Genomic DNA, 18,342 nt, shown 5'->3' with positions numbered 1-18,342 from the left:
AAACAAAGACGAAGACGAAAAAGAAGGACCGACAAGAACGGCGAGGTGATCGATGGGCGTCACGGGACCCCCTGGGCCGGTGATGGACCGGGACGAGGTGGACCGTGCGCTGGCGCGGCTCGGCGCGGAGCACGAGGCGATCGAGACATCGCTCCTCGCGCTCCAGGACCACGCCGGCCGCAGGCTGCTCGAAGGCGCCGAACTCACCGGCACGACGCGGGAGCGGTGGGCGGCGACGGAGGGCGCGATCACGCTGCTGTGGTCGTACTTCGACCTGTACACGGACGCCCTGCGCACCGCACGCGACCTGCGCGCCCGCAGACGCTGGCCGAACCAGGACGACCTGGCGGAGCTGACGGACCTGCTGCGCGGCGAGAGCGTCACGGTGCCGGGCGCGCACGGCGCGGCGGGCAGCGCCCCGTCCCCGTCGATCACGGGCCCGGCGAAGCTCAGCGAGCGGTTCACGCTGGAGCGCCTGGTGTCCCGGATGAACGAGCTGTACGCGCAGTCGCTCGACCTGGTCGTCGCGGCGGACGCCGTGTGGTCCGCGCTGCCCGCCCGGATAGACCTCCTGGCCGCCGAGTTGCAGCGCACCCGCCGGCTCGCGCACTCCGTCGGCGTACGCCCGGGAGAGCATCCGTCGGGCGACGACCTGGAGCGCATCACGCGCGCGTTGACCGCGCTGCGCGAGCAGGTGGTGTCCGACCCGCTGGCGTTCTGGCAGCCCGCGCAGGGCAGTTCGGCGCCCGGCGGCGGCCGGCCCGACACCGGACGCTACGACCGGGAGGCGCGCGCCCTGGAGGAGGTGCGCCGCGAGATCGACGCGGTGCTCACCGTCCGGCAGGACGCCGAGAACCGGCTGCTGAAGCTGCGGGACCTGCTGTCCCGCGCCGACCGGACGCTCGCCGAGGCCCGCTCCGCGCGCGGGGAGGTCCTCGCGAAGATCGCCGCGTCCGAGGTGCCCGCCGTCTCGGGCCCGCCGACCGTGCTGAACGAACAACTGTCGACGGCCGCCGAGTACCGCAGACACGGCCAGTGGCACCGGCTCTCGCCGCTCCTGGAATCCCTGGAGCAGCGGGCCGAGGACGAACTGCTGCGCGCCCGCGAGTCGCTGACCGCCGTCACGGCGCCGCTCGCGGTCCGCGCGGAGCTGCGCGGCAGGCTCGACGCGTACAAGGCGAAGGTGGCCCGGCACGGCATGGCGGAGGACCCGCTCCTCATCGAGCGGTACGACGCGGCGCGCCGGATGTTGTGGAGCGCGCCCTGCGATCTGCGCGCGGCGGAGGACGCGGTGGTGCGGTATCAGCGGGCGGCAGCGGACGTGTTGGTGCCGCGGGTGCCCGACCAGGGCGGTCCCGTGGACCGGAGGGGGGACTCGTGAGTCAGGAGCGGAAGTGCCAGCGGCCCGGTTGCCCAGGGGCGTACGAGGACGTGGGCGGCGGGGAGTTGTACTGCGACACCTGCGGGCTCGCGCCGGTCGTCGCGTCGAACGGCATGGTGAACTCGCCGGCCACCGGCATCACCGGCGGTGGCCGGGGATCGCGGGGGTCGGGAGGGTCGTCGCGGGGCTCGGGCAGCGGTTCGTCGGCGGGCAGTTCGCGCTCGTCGGCGCAGTCGGCCCGCTCGTCGCGGTCGTCCCGTTCCTCGCAGTCCCGCAGGTCCGTCTCCGGGCGCCTGTCGCGGTCCCTGTCGGGCAAGCTGTCGTCGCGTTCGGTGTCCGTGCGCAGCTCGGGCTCGGCGGCCGGTGCGAGCGGCCGTGGCCGGCTCGGTGTGGGCCTGGTCGAGGTGCCGGGTGTGCCGCGCCCCGACCCGCGCGCGATGGTCCTGGAGAACCCGGAGGTGCCCGAGCGGAAGCGGTTCTGCTCGCGCTCCGACTGCGGTGCCCCTGTGGGCCGTTCGCGCGGCGAGCGCGTCGGGCGTACGGAGGGGTTCTGCACGAAGTGCGGCCACCCGTACTCGTTCGTGCCGAAGCTGGGCGAGGGCGACGTCGTGCACGGTCAGTACGAGGTCGCGGGCTGTCTCGCGCACGGCGGTCTCGGCTGGGTGTATCTCGCGGTCGACCGTGCCGTGTCCGACCGCTGGGTGGTCCTCAAGGGCCTGCTCGACACGGGTGACCAGGACGCGATGGCGGCGGCGATCTCCGAGCGCCGGTTCCTCGCCGAGATCGAGCACTCCAACATCGTCCGGATCTACAACTTCGTCGAGCACCTGGACCAGCGCACGGGCTCCCTGGACGGCTACATCGTCATGGAGTACGTCGGCGGCAAGTCGCTGAAGGAGATCGCCAACGAGCGGCGGACGACCGGGGGCAAGCGGGACCCGCTGCCGGTGGAGCAGGCGTGCGCGTTCGGCATCGAGGCGCTGGAGGCCCTCGGGCATCTGCACAGCCGCAACCTGCTGTACTGCGACTTCAAGGTCGACAACGCCATCCAGACCGGCGACCAGCTCAAACTCATCGACATGGGCGCGGTCCGCAGAACGGACGACGACGAGTCGGCGATCTACGGCACGGTGGGCTATCAGGCCCCCGAGGTCGCGGAGGTCGGCCCGTCCGTCGCGTCGGACCTGTACACGGTCGCGCGCACCCTGGCGGTGCTCACCTTCGACTTCCAGGGCTACACGAACGTGTTCGTGGACTCCCTGCCCGACCCGGACAACATCGAGGTCTTCCGTACGTACGAGTCGTTCTACCGGCTTCTGGTACGGGCCACCGACCCCGATCCGGCGCGGCGGTTCGCTTCGGCGTCGGAGATGGCCGAGCAGCTGACGGGTGTGCTGCGGGAGGTCGTCGCCCTCCAGACGGGCCGGCCCCGGCCCTCGCTGTCGACGCTGTTCGGGCCCGAAGTGAAGGTCACGGACACGGAGTTGTTCGACAGGGTCGACGGAGAGGTGTCGCAGCTCGGCACGCGCGCGCTGCCGCCGGGCCGCGGCGAGCGGCGCGCCCTGACGGCGGGCACCCCCGGTACCCCTCTCATTGTTGCCGCCGGCACCCCCGACACCGCCGCGAACGGCTCCGCTCCCCGGCTCGTCAAGCCGCTCGCCGCCGCCGCTGCGGCCCTCGCGCTGCCGGTCCCGCATGTCGATCCGAGCGACCCCAACGCGGGCTTCCTCGCGGGCCTCGCGGCCTCCGCGCCCGCCGAACTGATCACGGCGCTGCACGCGGCGCCGAAGAACTCACTCGAACTGCGGCTGCGGGAGCTGCGGGCCCGGCTTGAGATGCGCGAGACGGAGGCCGCCACCGGCGCGCTCGACGCACTGGAGTCCGACCACCCGGACGACTGGCGGGTGGTCTGGTACCGGGGCGTCGGCGCGCTCACCATGGGCGACCACGAGAGCGCGGCCCTGTCGTTCGACGCGGTGTACGACGCGTTCCCCGGCGAGCCCGCGCCCAAGCTCGCCCTCGGTGTCTGCGCGGAGGTCCTGGGCCAGCTCGACAACGCCGCCGAGTACTACCGGCTGGTCTGGACGACCGACCCGAGTTATGTGTCGGCCGCGTTCGGCCTGGCCCGGGTGCAGCTCGCGGCGGGCGACCGGCGCGCGGCGGTGCACACACTGGAGTCGGTGCCGGAGTCGTCGATCCACTACACGGCGGCGCGGGTCGCGGCCGTACGGTCGCGGCTGCGGCGGCGGGTGGCGGCGGCCACGCCCGGCGGTGACGCGCCGCTGCTCGACGATCTGACGGCGGCGGCCGGGCAGGTGGAGGCCCTGGACGGCTTCGGCCTGGACGCCGTGCGCAGGGAGCGCCTGTCGACGGAGGTACTGGGCACCGCCCTCGACTGGGTACTCTCCGGTAGCCAGAGTTCCGCGCCGCGGAGCACGGGCACACGCACCGTGCTGCTCGGCAGCGATCTGGACGAGCGCGGGCTGCGGTTCGGCCTGGAGCGGTCGTACCGGACGCTGGCCCGGCTCGCGCGGGGCGGCGAGGAGAGGATCGAACTGGTGGAGCGGGCCAACCGTTTCCGCCCCCGGACGTGGGTGTGATTGATGTCGCAGAAGCCCCAGTTGGCCGCCGGAGCCACGTGCCCCGGCTGCGCCGAGCCGGTGGACGCGGGTGACCGGTTCTGCGGTGCCTGCGGATTCGACCTGACGGCGGCGCCCGCGCCACCCGACGACCACGCCACGCTCGCGAGGAACGGCGAGGCCGCACCGGCCGCGTCCGTCGAGTGGCCCCAGGCCCCCGAGGTCGACAGCTCCGACGTGCCCGCGCCGGTGCATCTGGCGGCCGAGGTCCCGGGTATCGAGTCGGGCGGCGGGCACCTCCCGGCGACCGGCGGCGACTACGCGCTCCCGGCACCGCCCGCCCACCCACCGGCGCCCCCCGCGCCTCCCGTGCCCCCGGCGCCACCCCTCGCGCCCCCCGCACTGGGCGCCCTGACCCCGCGGTCGGCGCCCGCCGCACCCGCCGCCGACCCCCGTACCGCCGCGCCCACACCGCCCGGCGGCACCCCGGGACCCGCCAAGCAGTGCGTGTTCTGCCCGGTGGGCCAGGTCGACCAGGACGACTACTGCGAGCACTGCGGCAAGGCACAACCGCGCGAACGGGACCACATGGAGCAGGAACTCGACGCGGTCGCGGCGGTCAGCGACCGCGGCCTGCGACACCACCGCAACGAGGACGCGTTCGCCGTCTCGTCGACCGCCCTGCCGGACGGTTCACCGGCCGTCGTCGCGATCGTCTGCGACGGCGTCTCGTCGGCGACCCGCCCCGACGAGGCGTCGCTCGCCGCGTCCCGCGCGGCGAGCGAGTCGCTGCTCGCGGCCCTGCCGCGCGGCACCCACCCCCAGCAGGCCATGTTCGACGCGATCCTCGCCGCGTCCGAGTCCGTCAACTCCCTCGCCGGGGAGCCCGGTACGACCCGCGAACACGCACCGCACCAGAACGCCCCGGCGTGCACCCTGGTCGGCGCGATCGTCGCCAAGGACCTGCTGGTCATCGGCTGGGTCGGCGACAGCCGGGCCTACTGGGTGCCCGTCGACCGCACGGCGCCCGCCGCCCGGCTCACCGAGGACGACTCGTGGGCCGCGCAGATGGTCTCGGCGGGCCTGATGAACGAGGCCGAGGCGTACGCCGACGAGCGCGCCCACGCGATCACCGGCTGGCTCGGCGCGGACGCGTACGAACTGGAGCCGCACACCGCTTCCTTCAAACCGGACCGTCCGGGTGTGGTGGTGGTGTGCACCGACGGACTGTGGAACTACGCCGAATCGGCGCAGGAGATGGCCGACGCGATCCCCGCGGACGCCGCCGACCGGCCGCTGCACAGCGCACAGGTCCTGGTCGGGCACGCACTCGACGGCGGGGGCCACGACAACGTAACAGTGGCCCTGCTGCCGTTCCCGGTCCCCGCGAAGGGGGCAGGATCGGCCTGAGACGGGGGCGGTCGTACGGCGTTCGAGCCGGGGCCTGAGCCCGTCGCGCCGGTGGGGTGGGCCGGCGAGGAATTGACATCGTGCCCAGGCACCCAGGTGCCGTGGGACAGCCAGTGGGAATACTGGGAGAGCAAGGGGGGAGCAGAACCCATGGCCAACTTCTCGAAGTCGACCGTGCCGCAGTTCTCGGTCGACGTGTATCAGAACGAGTACCTGCCCGAGGGCGGGCGCGAGGTCAGCGCGATCGTCACGGTGACCTCGACCGGCGGCGGCACGGTGGGCACCGCCGTGTCCGCACCGCATCTGTACACCGCGGGGCAGGGACCCGACGCGGCCGTGGCGATCATGGTCGACTGTTCGGGCTCGATGGACTACCCGCCGACGAAAATGCGCAACGCGCGCGATGCGACCGGCGCCGCCGTGGACACCCTGCGCGACGGGGTGCACTTCGCGGTCATCGGCGGCACACATGTCGCCAAGGAGGTCTATCCGGGCGGCGGGCGGCTCGCGGTCGCCGACTCCCGAACCCGCGCCGAGGCCCGGCAGGCGCTGCGGAAGCTGTCCTCCGGCGGCGGTACGGCGATCGGGACCTGGCTGCGGCTCGCGGACCGGCTCCTGTCCAGCGCCGACGTGGCGATCCGGCACGGCATCCTGCTGACCGACGGACGCAACGAACACGAGTCACCGGAGGACCTGAAGGCCGCGCTCGACTCCTGCGCGGGCCGGTTCACCTGTGACGCGCGCGGTGTCGGTACGGACTGGGAAGTGAAAGAGGTCACAGGGATCGCGTCGGCCCTGCTCGGCAGCGCCGACATCGTCGCCGACCCGGCGGGCCTGGCCGCGGACTTCACGCAGATGATGGAGACCGCGATGGGCAAGGAGGTCGCGGACGTGGCGCTGCGGCTGTGGACGCCGATGGGCTCCGAGATCAAGTTCGTGAAGCAAGTGGCGCCCACGGTGGAGGAGTTGACGGACCGGCGTACGGAGGTGGGCCCGCGCGCGGGCGACTATCCGACGGGGTCCTGGGGCGACGAGTCCCGCGACTACCACGTGTGCGTGGAGGTGCCGGCCGCCAGCATCGGGCAGGAGATGCTCGCGGCCCGGATCTCGCTGGTGATACCGCAGCCGGACGGCACCACGCAGACCCTGTCGCAAGGGCTCGTACGGGCGGTGTGGACGGACGACATGGCGGCGTCCACGTCGATCAATCCGCAGGTCGCGCACTACACGGGCCAGGCGGAACTGGCCCAGGTCATCCAGCAGGGCCTGGACGCCCGCAAGGCGGGGGACGCCGACGGGGCAACGGCCAAACTGGGCCGCGCCGTTCAGCTCGCGAGCGCTTCGGGCAACGAGGACACCGCCAAGCTGCTGTCGAAGGTGGTGGACGTGGTCGACGCGGCTGCGGGTACTGTGCGACTGAAGGCGAAGGTCGAGGAGGCCGACGAGATGACTCTCGAAACACGGTCGACCAAAACGGTTCGCGTCAAGAAGTAGGCAGTAGTTCAGCAGGTACCAGCGAGCGGCCCGCGGGCCGGAGACGGAGAGGGGGAAGCGCCGACATGCCGACCTGCCCGAACGGACACCAGTCGGGTTCCGACGACTGGTGCGAGGTCTGCGGTCACCGCATGGCCGGTGCCGTACCGCCACCGCCGCCACCACCGCCGGCCCCTGGTTACGGCTATCCGCCGCCGCCCGGCGCGCCCGGCGGCCGGTCGCATCTGTCGGCCGTGCCCGATCCGGCGCCCGAGCCCGAGTTCTGCCCGCAGTGCCACACCCAGCGCGAGGGCGGGGCGCCGTTCTGCGAGGAGTGCCGGTGGAACTTCCTCACGAACACGGCGACTTCGTACACACCGGTCGCCCCGCGTCCGCCCGCCGGCGGGCCCGGGGCCGGGGGTGGCGCCGGGGGTGCGTTCCCGGCGCCGCCGCGGCAGGAGTCGTACGACTACCAGAGTTCCCGTCCCTCGCAGATGAACCGGCCCGCCGAGCCGATCCCGTCGGGGCCGCCCGGACCGCCCGCTCCGCCCGGCTATCCGCAGGAGACCGGCCGCCCGCCGGGACCGCCGCCCCCGCCCGGACCCTTCGGCGGCGGCAACGGCGGTGGCCCCGCCGCCGGTGGCCCCGGCAGCGCTGATGACGACTGGGTGATCCCGCCGCCGTCCACGCCGGTCGGCGCACCGGGTCCCACCATGCCGGGCCCCGGTATGTCAGGACCGGGTATGTCAGGACCCGGAATGCCGGGCGCCACCGATCCGTTCCAGCAGCCCCACCCGTTCCAGCCGCCGGGCCCCGCCGCGGGCGGCTACCAGCCGCCGATGTCGTGGTCCGCGACGATCGGGCCCGACCGTGAGTACTTCATGGCGATGATGCAGCGCTCGGGCCCGGAGGCGGCGGGGCTGAACCTGCCCGCGTACTCGCCCGAGCAGCAGCGCGCGCTCACCGGCAACCAGATCACCATCGGGCGGCGCCGCCACTCCACCGGTGACACCCCGGACATCGATCTGTCGGTGCCGCCGGAGGACCCGGGCGTCTCGCACCAGCACGCGGTCCTCGTGCAGCAGCCGGACGGCTCCTGGGCGGTGGTGGACCAGAACTCCACGAACGGCACCACGGTCAACGGCGCGGACGAACCGATCCAGCCCTTCGTCCCGGTCCCGCTCCAGGACGGCGACCGGGTCCACGTCGGGGCCTGGACGACGATCACGATCCGACGGGGCTGAACTCCGGAAGGCCGGACGGCCCGCTACTCCGGCAGCGGCCACGCGTAGGGGCCGGCCGGGTCGTCCAGCCACGCCCAGGCGTCGGCGCCGTTCACCGTGATGCCGAAGCGTTCCCGTACGGGGCGGCCCTCGCCGTGCCAGAGGGTGAGGGCGTCCTGCGGGTCGAGGCGGCCCGCCGTGAGGGTCAGCAGGAACTGGAACAGCTCGTCGCGCAGGGCCCGCCGGGGCAGCCCGGCCACCCGCACCGGCTCCCCCGGCGGACGCCCGGCGCCCCGCAGCGGCACGAAGTACGCGGGTGTGTGCAGGAACCGGCCCTCCGCGTGTGTGGCGTCCCGTACCTCCAGGGCGATCAGCCCGGTCGCCAGCGGCGCCAGGATCCGAGCGCCCGGCGCGCATTGCGCAAGCCACGCGCGCGGCACCGTGCCGATCGTGCAGGTCGCGATGATCCGGTCGAACGGAGCGCGCTGCGGGCAGCCACGGGCGCCGTCGCCGGTGACGACCGTGGGCGCGTATCCGGCGGCGGCGAGATGCCTCCGCGCCGACTCGGTGATCTCCGGGTCCAGGTCCACCGTGGTGACCCGGCCGCTGCCCACGCGGTGCGCGAGCAGCGCCGCGTTGTATCCGGTGCCCGCGCCGATCTCCAGGACCGTGTCGTTCTCGCCCAGCTCCAGCTCCACCAGCATCTTCGCCATCAGCGAGGGCTGGCTGCTGGACGACAGCAGCTCGCCGTCGCGTACCCGGGTGGCGAGCGGCGCGTCCTGGTAGGCGCCGCGGAGCCAGCGGGCGCGGCGCGCCGGGTCGGGGTCCTCGCCCCACAGCCGTTCGAAGCCGCCGGAGACGCCGACGTAGTAGTACGGCACGAAGAGGTGCCGGGGTACCTCTTCGAAAGCGGTCCGCCAGTCCGGGTCCGCGTCCCAGGCGCCGCTTGCTGCGATCTCCCGCGTCAGCGCTGCGCTGGCTTGATCGGCGAGGGAGTGTTCGGTGCCCATGTGTCCACGGTGCCACGTGGATCGGTGACCGACCCGGGGCCCTGCCCCGGACCCCGCTCCTCAAACGCCGGAGGGGCTGATCGGCGTCGCCCATTCGGCGGTCTGACACCATGGGTCATGTGAATGAGATGACCTTCTACGAGCAGGTCGGTGGCGAGGAGACGTTTCGGCGCCTGGTGCACCGTTTCTATCAAGGTGTCGCGGGCGATCCGCTGCTGCGGCCCATGTATCCGGAGGAGGATCTCGGGCCGGCCGAGGAGCGGCTGAGGCTGTTCCTGATCCAGTACTGGGGCGGGCCGAGCACGTACAGCCAGGACCGGGGCCACCCCCGGCTGCGGATGCGGCACGCGCCGTTCACCGTCGACCGGGCCGCGCACGACGCGTGGCTGAAGCACATGCGGGACGCCGTCGACGAGCTGGGGCTCCCGGCCGAGCACGAGCAGACGCTGTGGAAGTACCTGACGTACGCGGCGGCCTCGATGGTCAACTCCGCCGAGCCGCTCGGCTGAGCCGCTCGCCTGAGCCGACCGCGAATCGGAACCCCGCTATCCGGTATCCGGTCTCAACTTTCCAACATCCGGTCCGTCCCCCCTTCCCGAAACTGTGTTCACTCTGAAAACATCGGGCGGACTTCAGGGGACGTACGGCGTAGAGCGTGAAATGGCGGGGGGCCAATGGTGACGGGGTTCGTACTGGCGCGTGTACGGGCCCATCGGCTGTTGCTCGCCGCCGCGCTGATCGCGGTGGTGTTGACGACCACCGTCCTGTCGACCCTGGCGGCGTTCTCCGGGACCATCGGCGACGCGGCGCTGCGCCACACCCTGCAGACCCGCGACACCGCCGCGACGGCACTCGTCGTCAAGGCGCCGATCGCCCCGGACGCCCGTACCGCCGCCGACGACGCCGTACGCAAGGGGGCCCGCGAGACGTTCGACGGGCTGCCGACGACCGTGGCCACGCTGGTCCGCTCGGGCCCCTACGCCCTGCCGCGCTCCTTGCAGGCACCGGCCGAGCGGGCCGGGAACCCCGACCTCACGCAGCTCGCGGCGCTCGACCCGGCGCGGGTCACGTTCACCGAGGGCCGTGCCCCGCGCGCGGTGGACGGCCGGACCGTCGAGGTGGCGCTGCCGGAGGCCGCCGCCCGGGAGCTGAAGGTCCGCCCCGGCCGGGAACTCACGCTCACGGACCGCCTGAGCGGACCCAAGGTGCGGGTCGAGGTCACCGGCGTGTACCGCCCGAAGTCCGCCGACGACCCGTACTGGCACCTCGACGACCTGCGCGGACGCGGCGTACAGAAGGTCGCGTTCACGACCTACGGGCCGCTGTTCGCCGATCCGTCCGTGCTGAAGGGTGAGCGGGTCAGCGAGGGGCAGACCGCGTGGCTGGCCTCGCCCGACTTCGCGGCGATGTCCACCGGCCGGATCGACGGGCTGCGCGAGGCCGCGCGGGAGGGCGTGCGTGAGCTGCGCAAGGACCCCGCGCTCGGCGGCAGCACCGCCGTCACGACCGCTCTGCCGACCGTCCTCGACCGGGTCGAGCGGTCGCTCCTGGTGTCCCGGTCCACGCTGCTGATCGTCGCGCTCCAACTGGTGCTGCTCGCCGGGTACGCGCTGCTTCTGGTCGCCCGGCTGCTGAGCGCCGAACGGGCCGGTGAGACCGGTCTGTTGCGGGCGCGCGGCGGCTCCCGCGCCCGGATCGCCGGGCTCGCGGCGGCCGAGGCGCTGCTCCTCGCGGTGCCCGCGGCCCTGTGCGCCCCGCTCCTCGCCGGGCCGCTGACCCGGCTGCTCGCCGGTCAGGGCGCCCTGTCCCGGATCGGGCTGCGCCTGGACACCGGGCCCGACGCACTGGTGTGGCTGGTCGCCGCCGGGGTCGCCCTCGGCTGTGCGCTCGCGGTGACGCTGCCCGCGCTGACCTCGGCGGACGGCCCGGAGCGCGGGCGTGCGCGGGCCCTGCCCGCGCCGCTGCGGGCGGGCGCCGACGTGGGCCTGCTGGTGATCGCGGGCGTCGCGTACTGGCAGCTCGACCGGCAGACCTCGGGTTCCGGGGCGCTCGCGGGCGACCGCGGCGGCGGCCTCGGTATCGATCCGCTCCTGGTCATGGCGCCCGCGCTCGCCCTGCTCGCCGGCACCGTCCTGACGCTGCGGCTGATGCCGCCGGTCGCCAAGCTCGCCGAGCGGCGGGCGGCGGGCGGGCGCGGTCTCGCGGCGGCGCTCGCGGGCTGGCAGTTCAGCCGCCGCCCGTTGCGCGGCGCCGGACCCGTGCTGCTGCTGGTCCTCGCGGTGGCGATGGGCATGCTCGCGATCGGCCAGGGCGCCTCCTGGAACCGCTCGCAGGACGATCAGGCGGACTTCCGCGCGGGCGCCGAGGTGCGGGTGGCGAGCGCAGGGTCGGGCGAGCTGGGCCAGGCCGGGGTGTACGCGGCGACGCCCGGTGTGCGCGAGGCGGCGCCCGGCTCACGGACCTCGATCCTGCTGTCCGGCGACCGGCAGGCCACGGTCCTCGCCCTCGACACCGAGCACGCGGCGGACGCGATGCTGCTGCGCTCCGACCTCGCGGACCGGCCCGCCGACAAGCTCGTCGGCGACCTGGGCACCGCGCGGGAGTCGGACCGGACGGCGGGCACGCCCGTACCGAAGGGCACCAAGCGCCTCGACCTGACGCTGCGGCTGGACAGCGCGGAGCGGTCCACCGGGAAACGGCCCCCGTTCACCGCGCCCGTCGAGGCGCCCGATGTCACGGTGACCGTGGAGGACCGCTACGGCACCCCGTACCGTTTCCCGGTCGGTGAGGTGCCCACCGACGGCAAGGCGCACCGGCTCACGCTCGATCTGGTGCGCGCGGCGGGCGGCTCCGCCGGACGGATCGCCGAACCCCTGGCCCTGACCGGGCTCGAACTCACGCTCGTACAGCCGGTGGGCATCAGCGAGGACCACACCCTCACGCTGGAGGGCCTGCGCGCCACGGACGCCTCCGGTACGGGCCGCGCGGTGCCGCTGAGCACGGCGTGGCGGGCGTCGCACCAGATCGGCGGTTCGGACGTGTCGAGCCGGGCCGACGCGCGTCCGACCGCGCCGAAGGTCGGTCGGTCGACGGCGACGGCGCTGTCCGTGTCGTACGGCACGGGGTTCATGCCGGGTGAGTACGGGATGTACACCGCGCCCACCACTCTCACCGTCCAGGTCGCCGTCGACCGGGCGCGGCCTGCCGAGGTCACGGCCGTCGCCACCGACACGTTCCTGTCGGTGACCGGGTCGCGGATCGGGCAGAGCGTCGACGTGTCGTTCGGCGGGACCAATGTGCCGGTCAAGCTGGTCGACCGGGTCCGCGCCCTGCCGACCACCGCCGTCGAGGACCTGATGCAGGCGCCCGCCGCCACGGATGGCGCCGACGGTTCCGACGGGTCCGATGGTTCCGCGCCCGCGGCCGGGCCCGCCGCCATGGACGGCGGCGCGCTGCTCGTCGACCTGCGCGCGGTCAACCTCGCCCTCACCGCGCGGCACAGCCTCGGTATCACGCCCACCGAGTGGTGGCTGACCCCCGAGTCGGGCCGCACCGCCGAGGTCGCGGCGGCCGTGCGCGCCCGCCCCGACATCGACCCGTCGTCGGTCCTGGTGCGTGACGAGATCGCGAACGGGCTGCGCGACGACCCGCTCGGCGCGGGCCCCGAGTCGGCGCTCGCCGCCGCCGCCGTGGCCGCCGCCGCGCTCGCCGCCGTCGGCTTCGCGGTCAGCACCGCCGGGTCGCTGCGCGAACGGGCCGCCGAATTCACCGTGTTGCGTGCCCTCGGCACCCCGCGCCGCCGCCTCGCCCGGCTCGTCGCCGCCGAACAGGGCATCCTCATCACCCTCGCGCTCCTGGTGGGCGTCGCGCTCGGCGCGGTCCTGACCCGGGCCGTGGTGCCGCTCGTCGTGCTCACCGCCCGCGCCACCCAGCCGATCCCGACGGTCTCCGTCGCCCTGCCCCCGGAACGGGTCGCGCTGCTGCTCGCCCTCGTCGCCTTCGCCCCGCTGCTCGTCACGGCGGCGCTGCCCCTGCGCCGCACCGCCGACATGGCCGCCTCTCTCCGCCAGGGAGGCGAGTGATGCGTAACCCGAAGAAGTCCCCCACGGATCCGTCGACATCGCAAGGATCGGCGGGCGTGCGGTCCGGGCGCCGGGTCGTGGTGCCCTGGGTGCGGACCCGGCTGCGGGCCGCGCCCGGCGCCGCCTGCGCGCTGGCGCTCCTGGTCGCGGTGACCGCGTGCCTGGCCGCCGCGTTCCCGCGCGCCGTCGACGCGTACGAGAACGCGGGTCTGCGCCGTACGGTCGCCGAGGCGTCGGCGGGCAGCTCCACGATCCAGTTCACCGCGCCGCAGCCCGGGTTGGGCGTCGCCCAGCAGGACCGCGAGAAGGCAGTACGCGACGCCGCGCTGCACCGCTCGTACGAGGGGGTCGTCGGCGGGCTGCGGAAGCCGCTGACCGCCGACCCCGCACAGTCCTCGTACGGGGTGCGGTCCCTCAACGCCCTGGAGGCGCGCGAGAACTGGCTGGCCCGGCCCAATGGGCTGAACCCCCGGTTCCTGTTCTCGGCGCAGGAAGGGCTCGATACGCACGGGGAGCTGCGGGACGGGCGGCTGCCGCGCGCGGGCACGGAGATCACCGCCGAGTCCCGTGAGGTGGAGGCCGCGGTCACCGCCGAGACCGCGGACCGGCTCAAGATCAAGACGGGTTCCGTGGTCCATGTGCCGGGCGTGCAGCGCGCGGACCTGGCGGTGCGGATCACCGGGATCCTGGAGCCCGAGCGCCCGAAGGAGGCGTACTGGGGCGCCCAGCCGATCATCCGCAGGCCCGCCCTGGTGCCGGTCGCCCCCGACGATCCCTCGTCGCCCCGCTACTGGCTCGGCACCCTGCTGCTCGCGCCCGACGCGGCGCCCGCGCTGCTCGGCACGGCCGCGAGCCCGGAGCGGTTCTGGCACATCGCGCCCGACCCCGAGGCCCTGACCGCACACGATCTGACCGGTCTGAAGGCCGCCGTGTCGGCCACCGTCGACGGCGCCGAACTCCTGAAGATCCGCCAGGTCACCGACATCAACACGGCGGCGGGCACCGACCTCGACGACCTCCTCGACAGCTACGGCCGGCTCCAGGCCGGGATCGCGCCGGTGGTCGCGGTCGCCGCGTTCGGCGCGGCGGCCGTCGCCGGGGTGGTGCTGCTGATGGCGGGCGGGCTCACGGCGGGGCGGCGGCGCGCCGAACTCGCCGTGCTGCGGGCGCGCGGCGGCTCGCTCGGCGGGATCGGGCTGCGGCTGCTCGGCGAGACCGCGGTGGTGGCCGTTCCGGCGGGCGCGCTCGGCCTCGCGGTCGCGCTGCTCGCCGTGCCGGAGGGCCGGATGTCGTACGCGGTGCTCGGCGCCGGAGTGGTCACGCTGCTGGCGTGCGCGGTGCTGCCGGTGCGGGCGATGGCCGTGCACCGGGCCGTGCGGGTGCACACCGCGCGGGACGACGTGACGCACGCGCGGCCCTCGCGGCGGCGGACCGTCGCCGAACTCACCCTGCTCGTCCTGGCGGTGAGCGCCGTCGCGGCGCTGCGCCGGCAGGGCACGTCGGACGGCGGCGAACTCGTCGCCCTCGCACCGGTCCTGGTCGGGGTGATCGCCGCGCTGGTGCTGGTACGGGTGTATCCGCTGCCGCTGCGCTGGCTGGCCCGGCCCGCCGGGCGGCTGCGCGGTGTCATCGGGCATCTGTCGCTGGCGCGGGCGGGCCGGGGCTCGGCCTCGGCCGTGCTGCCGTTGCTGGCGCTGCTCACGGCGCTGACGACGGCGGCGTTCGGTGGTTCGGTGCTGGCGGGTGTGGAGGATGCGCGGGACCGGGCGGCCGTTCTGGAGACCGGGGCCGATGCCCGTGTGGAGGCGCCGGGGCTGCCGTTCGCCGCGACGGCGGCGGCGCGCGTCGCGAAGGTACCGGGCGTCCGCGAGGTGACCCGGGCCGAGATCGACTCCAACGCGCAGCCGGTCAAGAGCGATGCGAAGCTTCCGCTGGTGACCGTGGACGCGGCGGCGTACGCGGGGTTGGCGGGGCGGATGGATCTCGGGGGGTTCCCTGGCGGGTTGTTGACGGCGGGGGCGGAAGGGACGGCGGGGGCGGCTGGGGCGGCCGATGCGGGTCGTGGTTCCGGGCAGGCCGGTGCCGGCGACATCGTTCCGGCGGTCGCGTCGCCCGCGACCGCGGAGCGGCTCGGGACCGAACCCTTCGCGCTGCTCGCCGGCGGGAAGGAGATCACCGTACGGATCGTCGCGCAGCGGTCGTTGACGCCGGCGGTGTCCGGCGCCGAGTTCCTGGTCGTCGACGCGCGTGCGCTGGGCCGGGAGATGCGGCCCACCATGCTGCTGGTGAACGGCGACGGCCTCGACGCCGACACCCTGGCCAAGGCGGCGGGCGCCACGGCCAATGTGCATCTGCGGCAGGACGCCCGCGACCGGTACGCCGACTCGCCGACGCAGACCGGCGCCGAGCGGGTCTATGTCGCCGCCGTCGCCGCGAGCGCCGGCTACGCGGCCCTCGCCCTGCTCCTCGCCCTGGCCCGCGCGGCCCCGGAGCGCGCCGCGCTGCTCGCCCGGCTCCGCACGATGGGCCTCACCCGCCGCGACGGGCGCCGACTCCTCGTCCTGGAGTCCCTGCCGCAGGCGCTGCCCGCCGCGATCGGCGGGGCGCTGACCGGCTGGGCGGCGATCCGGCTGCTCGCGCCCGGCACGGACCTCACCGCCGTGGCCCTGGCCACCGCGTCCGCCACCAACTCACCGCCCGCCGGTATCAGCACCCTCCGCCCCGATCTGTTCTCGCTCCTGCTGCCCGCCGTCGGCGTCGTCCTGCTGACGGTCGGTGTCGCGGTGGCGCAGGCCTGGTGGACGGGGCGCCGCGGAGCCGTACGCGAACTCAGGGTGGGTGACCAGCGATGACGGAACCTCTCCACCAGCCACGGACCGACGAGATGACGGAACCCGTCCACCAGCCACGGACCGACGACCCGGGAGCGCCGTCCATGACCACGCCGACCGACACGACGACCGATACGAAGACCGACACGACACTGGCCGAGCTGGAGCGGCGGGCCACCGCCCGCCGTGACCGGCCCGCCTTCGGCCATGACGCCCTCATCACCTGCGACCGGCTGGTCCGGATCTTCTCCACGGACGGCGTCGAGGTGCAGGCGTTGCAGGGCCTCGATCTGCTGGTCCGCGAGGGCGAGTTGATGGCCCTGGTGGGCGCGTCCGGCAGCGGCAAGTCCACGCTGATGAACATCCTCGCGGGCCTCGACGAGCCGACGGCGGGCGCGGCGAGCGTCGCGGGCCGCGATCTGCTCACGATGGGCGCGAAGGAGCGCCTCGGCTACCGCCGCGATGTCGTCGGCTTCGTCTGGCAGCAGACCGCCCGCAATCTGCTGCCCTATCTGACGGCCGCCCAGAACGTGACCCTGCCCATGCAGTTGCACGGCAAGGGCGCCCCCGGCCGCCGCGCCAAGTCCGAACGCGCCCTGGAACTCCTCGGACTGCTGGAGGTCGCCGAGTGCCGTGACCGGCGCCCGCACCAGATGTCCGGCGGCCAGCAGCAGCGGGTCGCCATCGCGGTGGCCCTCGCCAACGACCCCTCGGTCCTCCTCGCCGACGAACCGACCGGCGAACTGGACTCCCACACCGGCGAACAGATCTTCGCCGCCTTCCGCACCGCGAACGAGCACTTGGGCACCACCGTCGTCATCGTCACCCACGACCAGGCGGTGGCGAGCGAGGTCCGCCGTACGGTCGCCATCCGCGACGGCCGTACGTCCACGGAGGTCCTGCGCCGCACCGAGGTCGACGCCACGACCGGCGAGGAGTCGCTGGTCGCCCGCGAGTACGCGATGCTCGACCGCGCGGGCCGCCTCCAGCTCCCCGCCGAGTACACGGAGAGCCTGGGCATGCGGGACCGTGTCCTCCTCAAGCGCGAGGAGGACCACATCGGGGTGTGGCCGGACGCCGAGGAGAACTGAGCCCCATTTCCGGTTCCGGTTCGCGGGTCAGGTCGGGGTGACCGTCAGCGGGCCGACTCCCGCTCTGCGTACGGCGATCGAGCCGTACGGGGTGCGCAGCCGCAGCCAGGCACCGGCGGCCAGCAGGCTGAGCGGGGCGTCGGGCGGGACGGCACCCGGACCGGGATCCGGAACCGCCGGCGCTGCCGCCGAAGCCGTGGCCGTAGCCGGAACGGCCCGCAGGAAACCCAGCGCCTGCGCCGCGTGGGCCACGCGCACGGGCAGTTCGCTGTCACCGAGCGGACGGGACCAGATCTCCCGCCCGATCCGGTCGAGCACGGCCCGCGTCCGCTCCTCGGGCGCCAACTCCTCCGTACGTGACCGGAATTCGGCGACCGCCCCCGCGACCATCGCCCGCACCGCGCCCGGCGCGGGCAGCCCCGGCTCCGGGTGCCAGCCGCCGCGCGGCGGCAGCACCCCGGCCCAGGGCGGCCCGGTGACCGCGTCCGGCACGGTCGCCGTACCGGCCGTCTCGTCCACCGACTCCAGCAGCTCCCCCGCCGACACGGTGATGTCGAGCGCGGCCTCGATCCCGTGTTCGTACGGCTTCGCCAGGCGTGCCGTACGAATCGCCAGGACCTCGAAGGACGGCGGGCGCCCGAAGACGGCGAGTGTGCCGCCGGACGCCTGGACCCGGACGGCCGCGCCCCGGTCGTAGTGCAGCAGCCGACCGAGGAAGGCGGCGAGATCGGCCGCCTCTCCCGCGTCGGCGAGATGCAGTGTCTGCCTCGGCAGGGCTGGACCGCCCGGCCGGCTCGGGCCCGTCATGCGGCGAGCGCCTCGCCTCCGCCGTCCGTACCACCGTCGTCCAGATACCGCTGGAGGTACGTCTTCTCCTCGGCGGTGATCCGCCGGGGCCGCTGTGCCTCCAGGTTGAACGGCACGACCACGGTGGACGCCCGGACATACACCTCGTCCGAGCCCTCGCCGTCCTTGATCTCGTACGCGATGGTCAGCGAGGCCGCGGTGATCTTCGTGACCCACGACTCGACGACCACCGGTTCGTGCCGGTGGACCAGCGGCCTCACGTAGTCGATCTCGTGGCGGGCCACGACCGACCCGCCCGAGAACGACGGCGAGCCGTCACCCGGCGCCAGCCGGAACATGAAGTCGATCCGCGCCTCCTCCAGATAGCGGAGGAAGACCACGTTGTTCACATGGCCGAACGCGTCCATGTCCGACCAGCGCAGCGGGCAGGAGTACAGATGACGGGTCACGATCGC

12 protein-coding genes are annotated in these 18,342 nt (G+C 74.1%); 9 read left to right on the top strand and 3 right to left on the bottom strand.

Annotated features, from left to right (window positions below; translation table 11 throughout):
- The first annotated feature begins 52 nt into the window (after nt 1-52).
- From ACIQNU_RS01715 to ACIQNU_RS01695, 5 genes are all read left to right on the top strand, one after another.
- Nucleotides 53-1,381, top strand: a complete 1,329-nt coding sequence (locus ACIQNU_RS01715) for a hypothetical protein (protein WP_401359679.1) — start codon at nt 53-55, stop codon at nt 1,379-1,381.
- Complete coding sequence (locus ACIQNU_RS01710) at nt 1,378-3,981, top strand: tetratricopeptide repeat protein (RefSeq protein ID WP_401359676.1); 2,604 nt, start codon at nt 1,378-1,380, stop codon at nt 3,979-3,981. Before ACIQNU_RS01715 ends, ACIQNU_RS01710 begins: the two co-directional genes overlap by 4 nt.
- Entirely contained in the window at nt 3,982-5,370 is a 1,389-nt protein-coding gene (locus ACIQNU_RS01705; RefSeq protein ID WP_401359674.1) for a protein phosphatase 2C domain-containing protein, read from the top strand.
- Between the two features lie 150 nt (nt 5,371-5,520).
- The gene (locus ACIQNU_RS01700) at nt 5,521-6,864 is read left to right on the top strand and encodes a VWA domain-containing protein (protein ID WP_401359671.1); all 1,344 of its coding nucleotides are present in this window, start codon (nt 5,521-5,523) and stop codon (nt 6,862-6,864) included.
- Nucleotides 6,865-6,929: 65 nt separating this feature from the next.
- Nucleotides 6,930-8,087 carry an FHA domain-containing protein gene (locus ACIQNU_RS01695; protein WP_401359669.1) on the top strand — a complete coding sequence of 386 codons (1,158 nt, stop codon included), beginning with the start codon at nt 6,930-6,932 and terminating at the stop codon, nt 8,085-8,087.
- A 23-nt stretch (nt 8,088-8,110) separates the two neighbouring features.
- Here ACIQNU_RS01695 and ACIQNU_RS01690 read toward each other — a convergent pair whose 3' ends face one another.
- Nucleotides 8,111-9,076 carry a methyltransferase domain-containing protein gene (locus ACIQNU_RS01690; RefSeq protein ID WP_401359667.1) on the bottom strand — a complete coding sequence of 322 codons (966 nt, stop codon included), beginning with the start codon at nt 9,074-9,076 and terminating at the stop codon, nt 8,111-8,113.
- Nucleotides 9,077-9,186: 110 nt separating this feature from the next.
- Here ACIQNU_RS01690 and ACIQNU_RS01685 point away from each other — a divergent pair, with 110 nt between their 5' ends.
- From ACIQNU_RS01685 to ACIQNU_RS01670, 4 genes are all read left to right on the top strand, one after another.
- Nucleotides 9,187-9,585, top strand: coding sequence for a globin (locus ACIQNU_RS01685; RefSeq protein WP_401359665.1), 399 nt, complete (start codon nt 9,187-9,189; stop codon nt 9,583-9,585).
- A gap of 165 nt (nt 9,586-9,750) precedes the next feature.
- The gene (locus tag ACIQNU_RS01680; protein WP_401359662.1) at nt 9,751-13,158 is read left to right on the top strand and encodes an FtsX-like permease family protein; all 3,408 of its coding nucleotides are present in this window, start codon (nt 9,751-9,753) and stop codon (nt 13,156-13,158) included.
- Nucleotides 13,158-16,010 (top strand): FtsX-like permease family protein, encoded by a 2,853-nt coding sequence (locus ACIQNU_RS01675; RefSeq protein WP_401359660.1) that lies wholly within the window; start codon nt 13,158-13,160, stop codon nt 16,008-16,010. Before ACIQNU_RS01680 ends, ACIQNU_RS01675 begins: the two co-directional genes overlap by 1 nt.
- 83 nt (nt 16,011-16,093) lie before the next feature.
- Nucleotides 16,094-17,080 carry an ABC transporter ATP-binding protein gene (locus ACIQNU_RS01670; RefSeq protein ID WP_401362362.1) on the top strand — a complete coding sequence of 329 codons (987 nt, stop codon included), beginning with the start codon at nt 16,094-16,096 and terminating at the stop codon, nt 17,078-17,080.
- A 27-nt stretch (nt 17,081-17,107) separates the two neighbouring features.
- Here the strand turns inward: ACIQNU_RS01670 and ACIQNU_RS01665 are convergent, their stop codons facing one another.
- On the bottom strand, nt 17,108-17,887 hold the full coding sequence (locus ACIQNU_RS01665) for a hypothetical protein (RefSeq protein ID WP_401359658.1): 780 nt from the start codon (nt 17,885-17,887) through the stop codon (nt 17,108-17,110).
- The gene (locus tag ACIQNU_RS01660; protein WP_401359656.1) at nt 17,884-18,336 is read right to left on the bottom strand and encodes an acyl-CoA thioesterase; all 453 of its coding nucleotides are present in this window, start codon (nt 18,334-18,336) and stop codon (nt 17,884-17,886) included. Before ACIQNU_RS01660 ends, ACIQNU_RS01665 begins: the two co-directional genes overlap by 4 nt.
- Nucleotides 18,337-18,342: the final 6 nt, after the last annotated feature.

Source organism: Streptomyces sp. NPDC091292, assembly GCF_044757265.1.
In the GTDB taxonomy this organism is placed as follows: Bacteria; Actinomycetota; Actinomycetes; order Streptomycetales; family Streptomycetaceae; genus Streptomyces.
This window is presented reverse-complemented; position numbering and strand designations above follow the sequence as displayed.

Excerpts from the sequence above, each read along its gene's own strand:
- ACIQNU_RS01680 (WP_401359662.1), top strand. The coding sequence starts at position 9,751 with ATGGTGACGGGGTTCGTACTGGCGCGTGTACGGGCCCATCGGCTGTTG.
- ACIQNU_RS01690 (WP_401359667.1), bottom strand. The coding sequence starts at position 9,076 with ATGGGCACCGAACACTCCCTCGCCGATCAAGCCAGCGCAGCGCTGACG.
- ACIQNU_RS01700 (WP_401359671.1), top strand. The coding sequence starts at position 5,521 with ATGGCCAACTTCTCGAAGTCGACCGTGCCGCAGTTCTCGGTCGACGTG.
- ACIQNU_RS01695 (WP_401359669.1), top strand. The coding sequence starts at position 6,930 with ATGCCGACCTGCCCGAACGGACACCAGTCGGGTTCCGACGACTGGTGC.
- ACIQNU_RS01685 (WP_401359665.1), top strand. The coding sequence starts at position 9,187 with ATGGGTCATGTGAATGAGATGACCTTCTACGAGCAGGTCGGTGGCGAG.
- ACIQNU_RS01715 (WP_401359679.1), top strand. The coding sequence starts at position 53 with ATGGGCGTCACGGGACCCCCTGGGCCGGTGATGGACCGGGACGAGGTG.
- ACIQNU_RS01665 (WP_401359658.1), bottom strand. The coding sequence starts at position 17,887 with ATGACGGGCCCGAGCCGGCCGGGCGGTCCAGCCCTGCCGAGGCAGACA.
- ACIQNU_RS01675 (WP_401359660.1), top strand. The coding sequence starts at position 13,158 with ATGCGTAACCCGAAGAAGTCCCCCACGGATCCGTCGACATCGCAAGGA.
- ACIQNU_RS01670 (WP_401362362.1), top strand. The coding sequence starts at position 16,094 with ATGACCACGCCGACCGACACGACGACCGATACGAAGACCGACACGACA.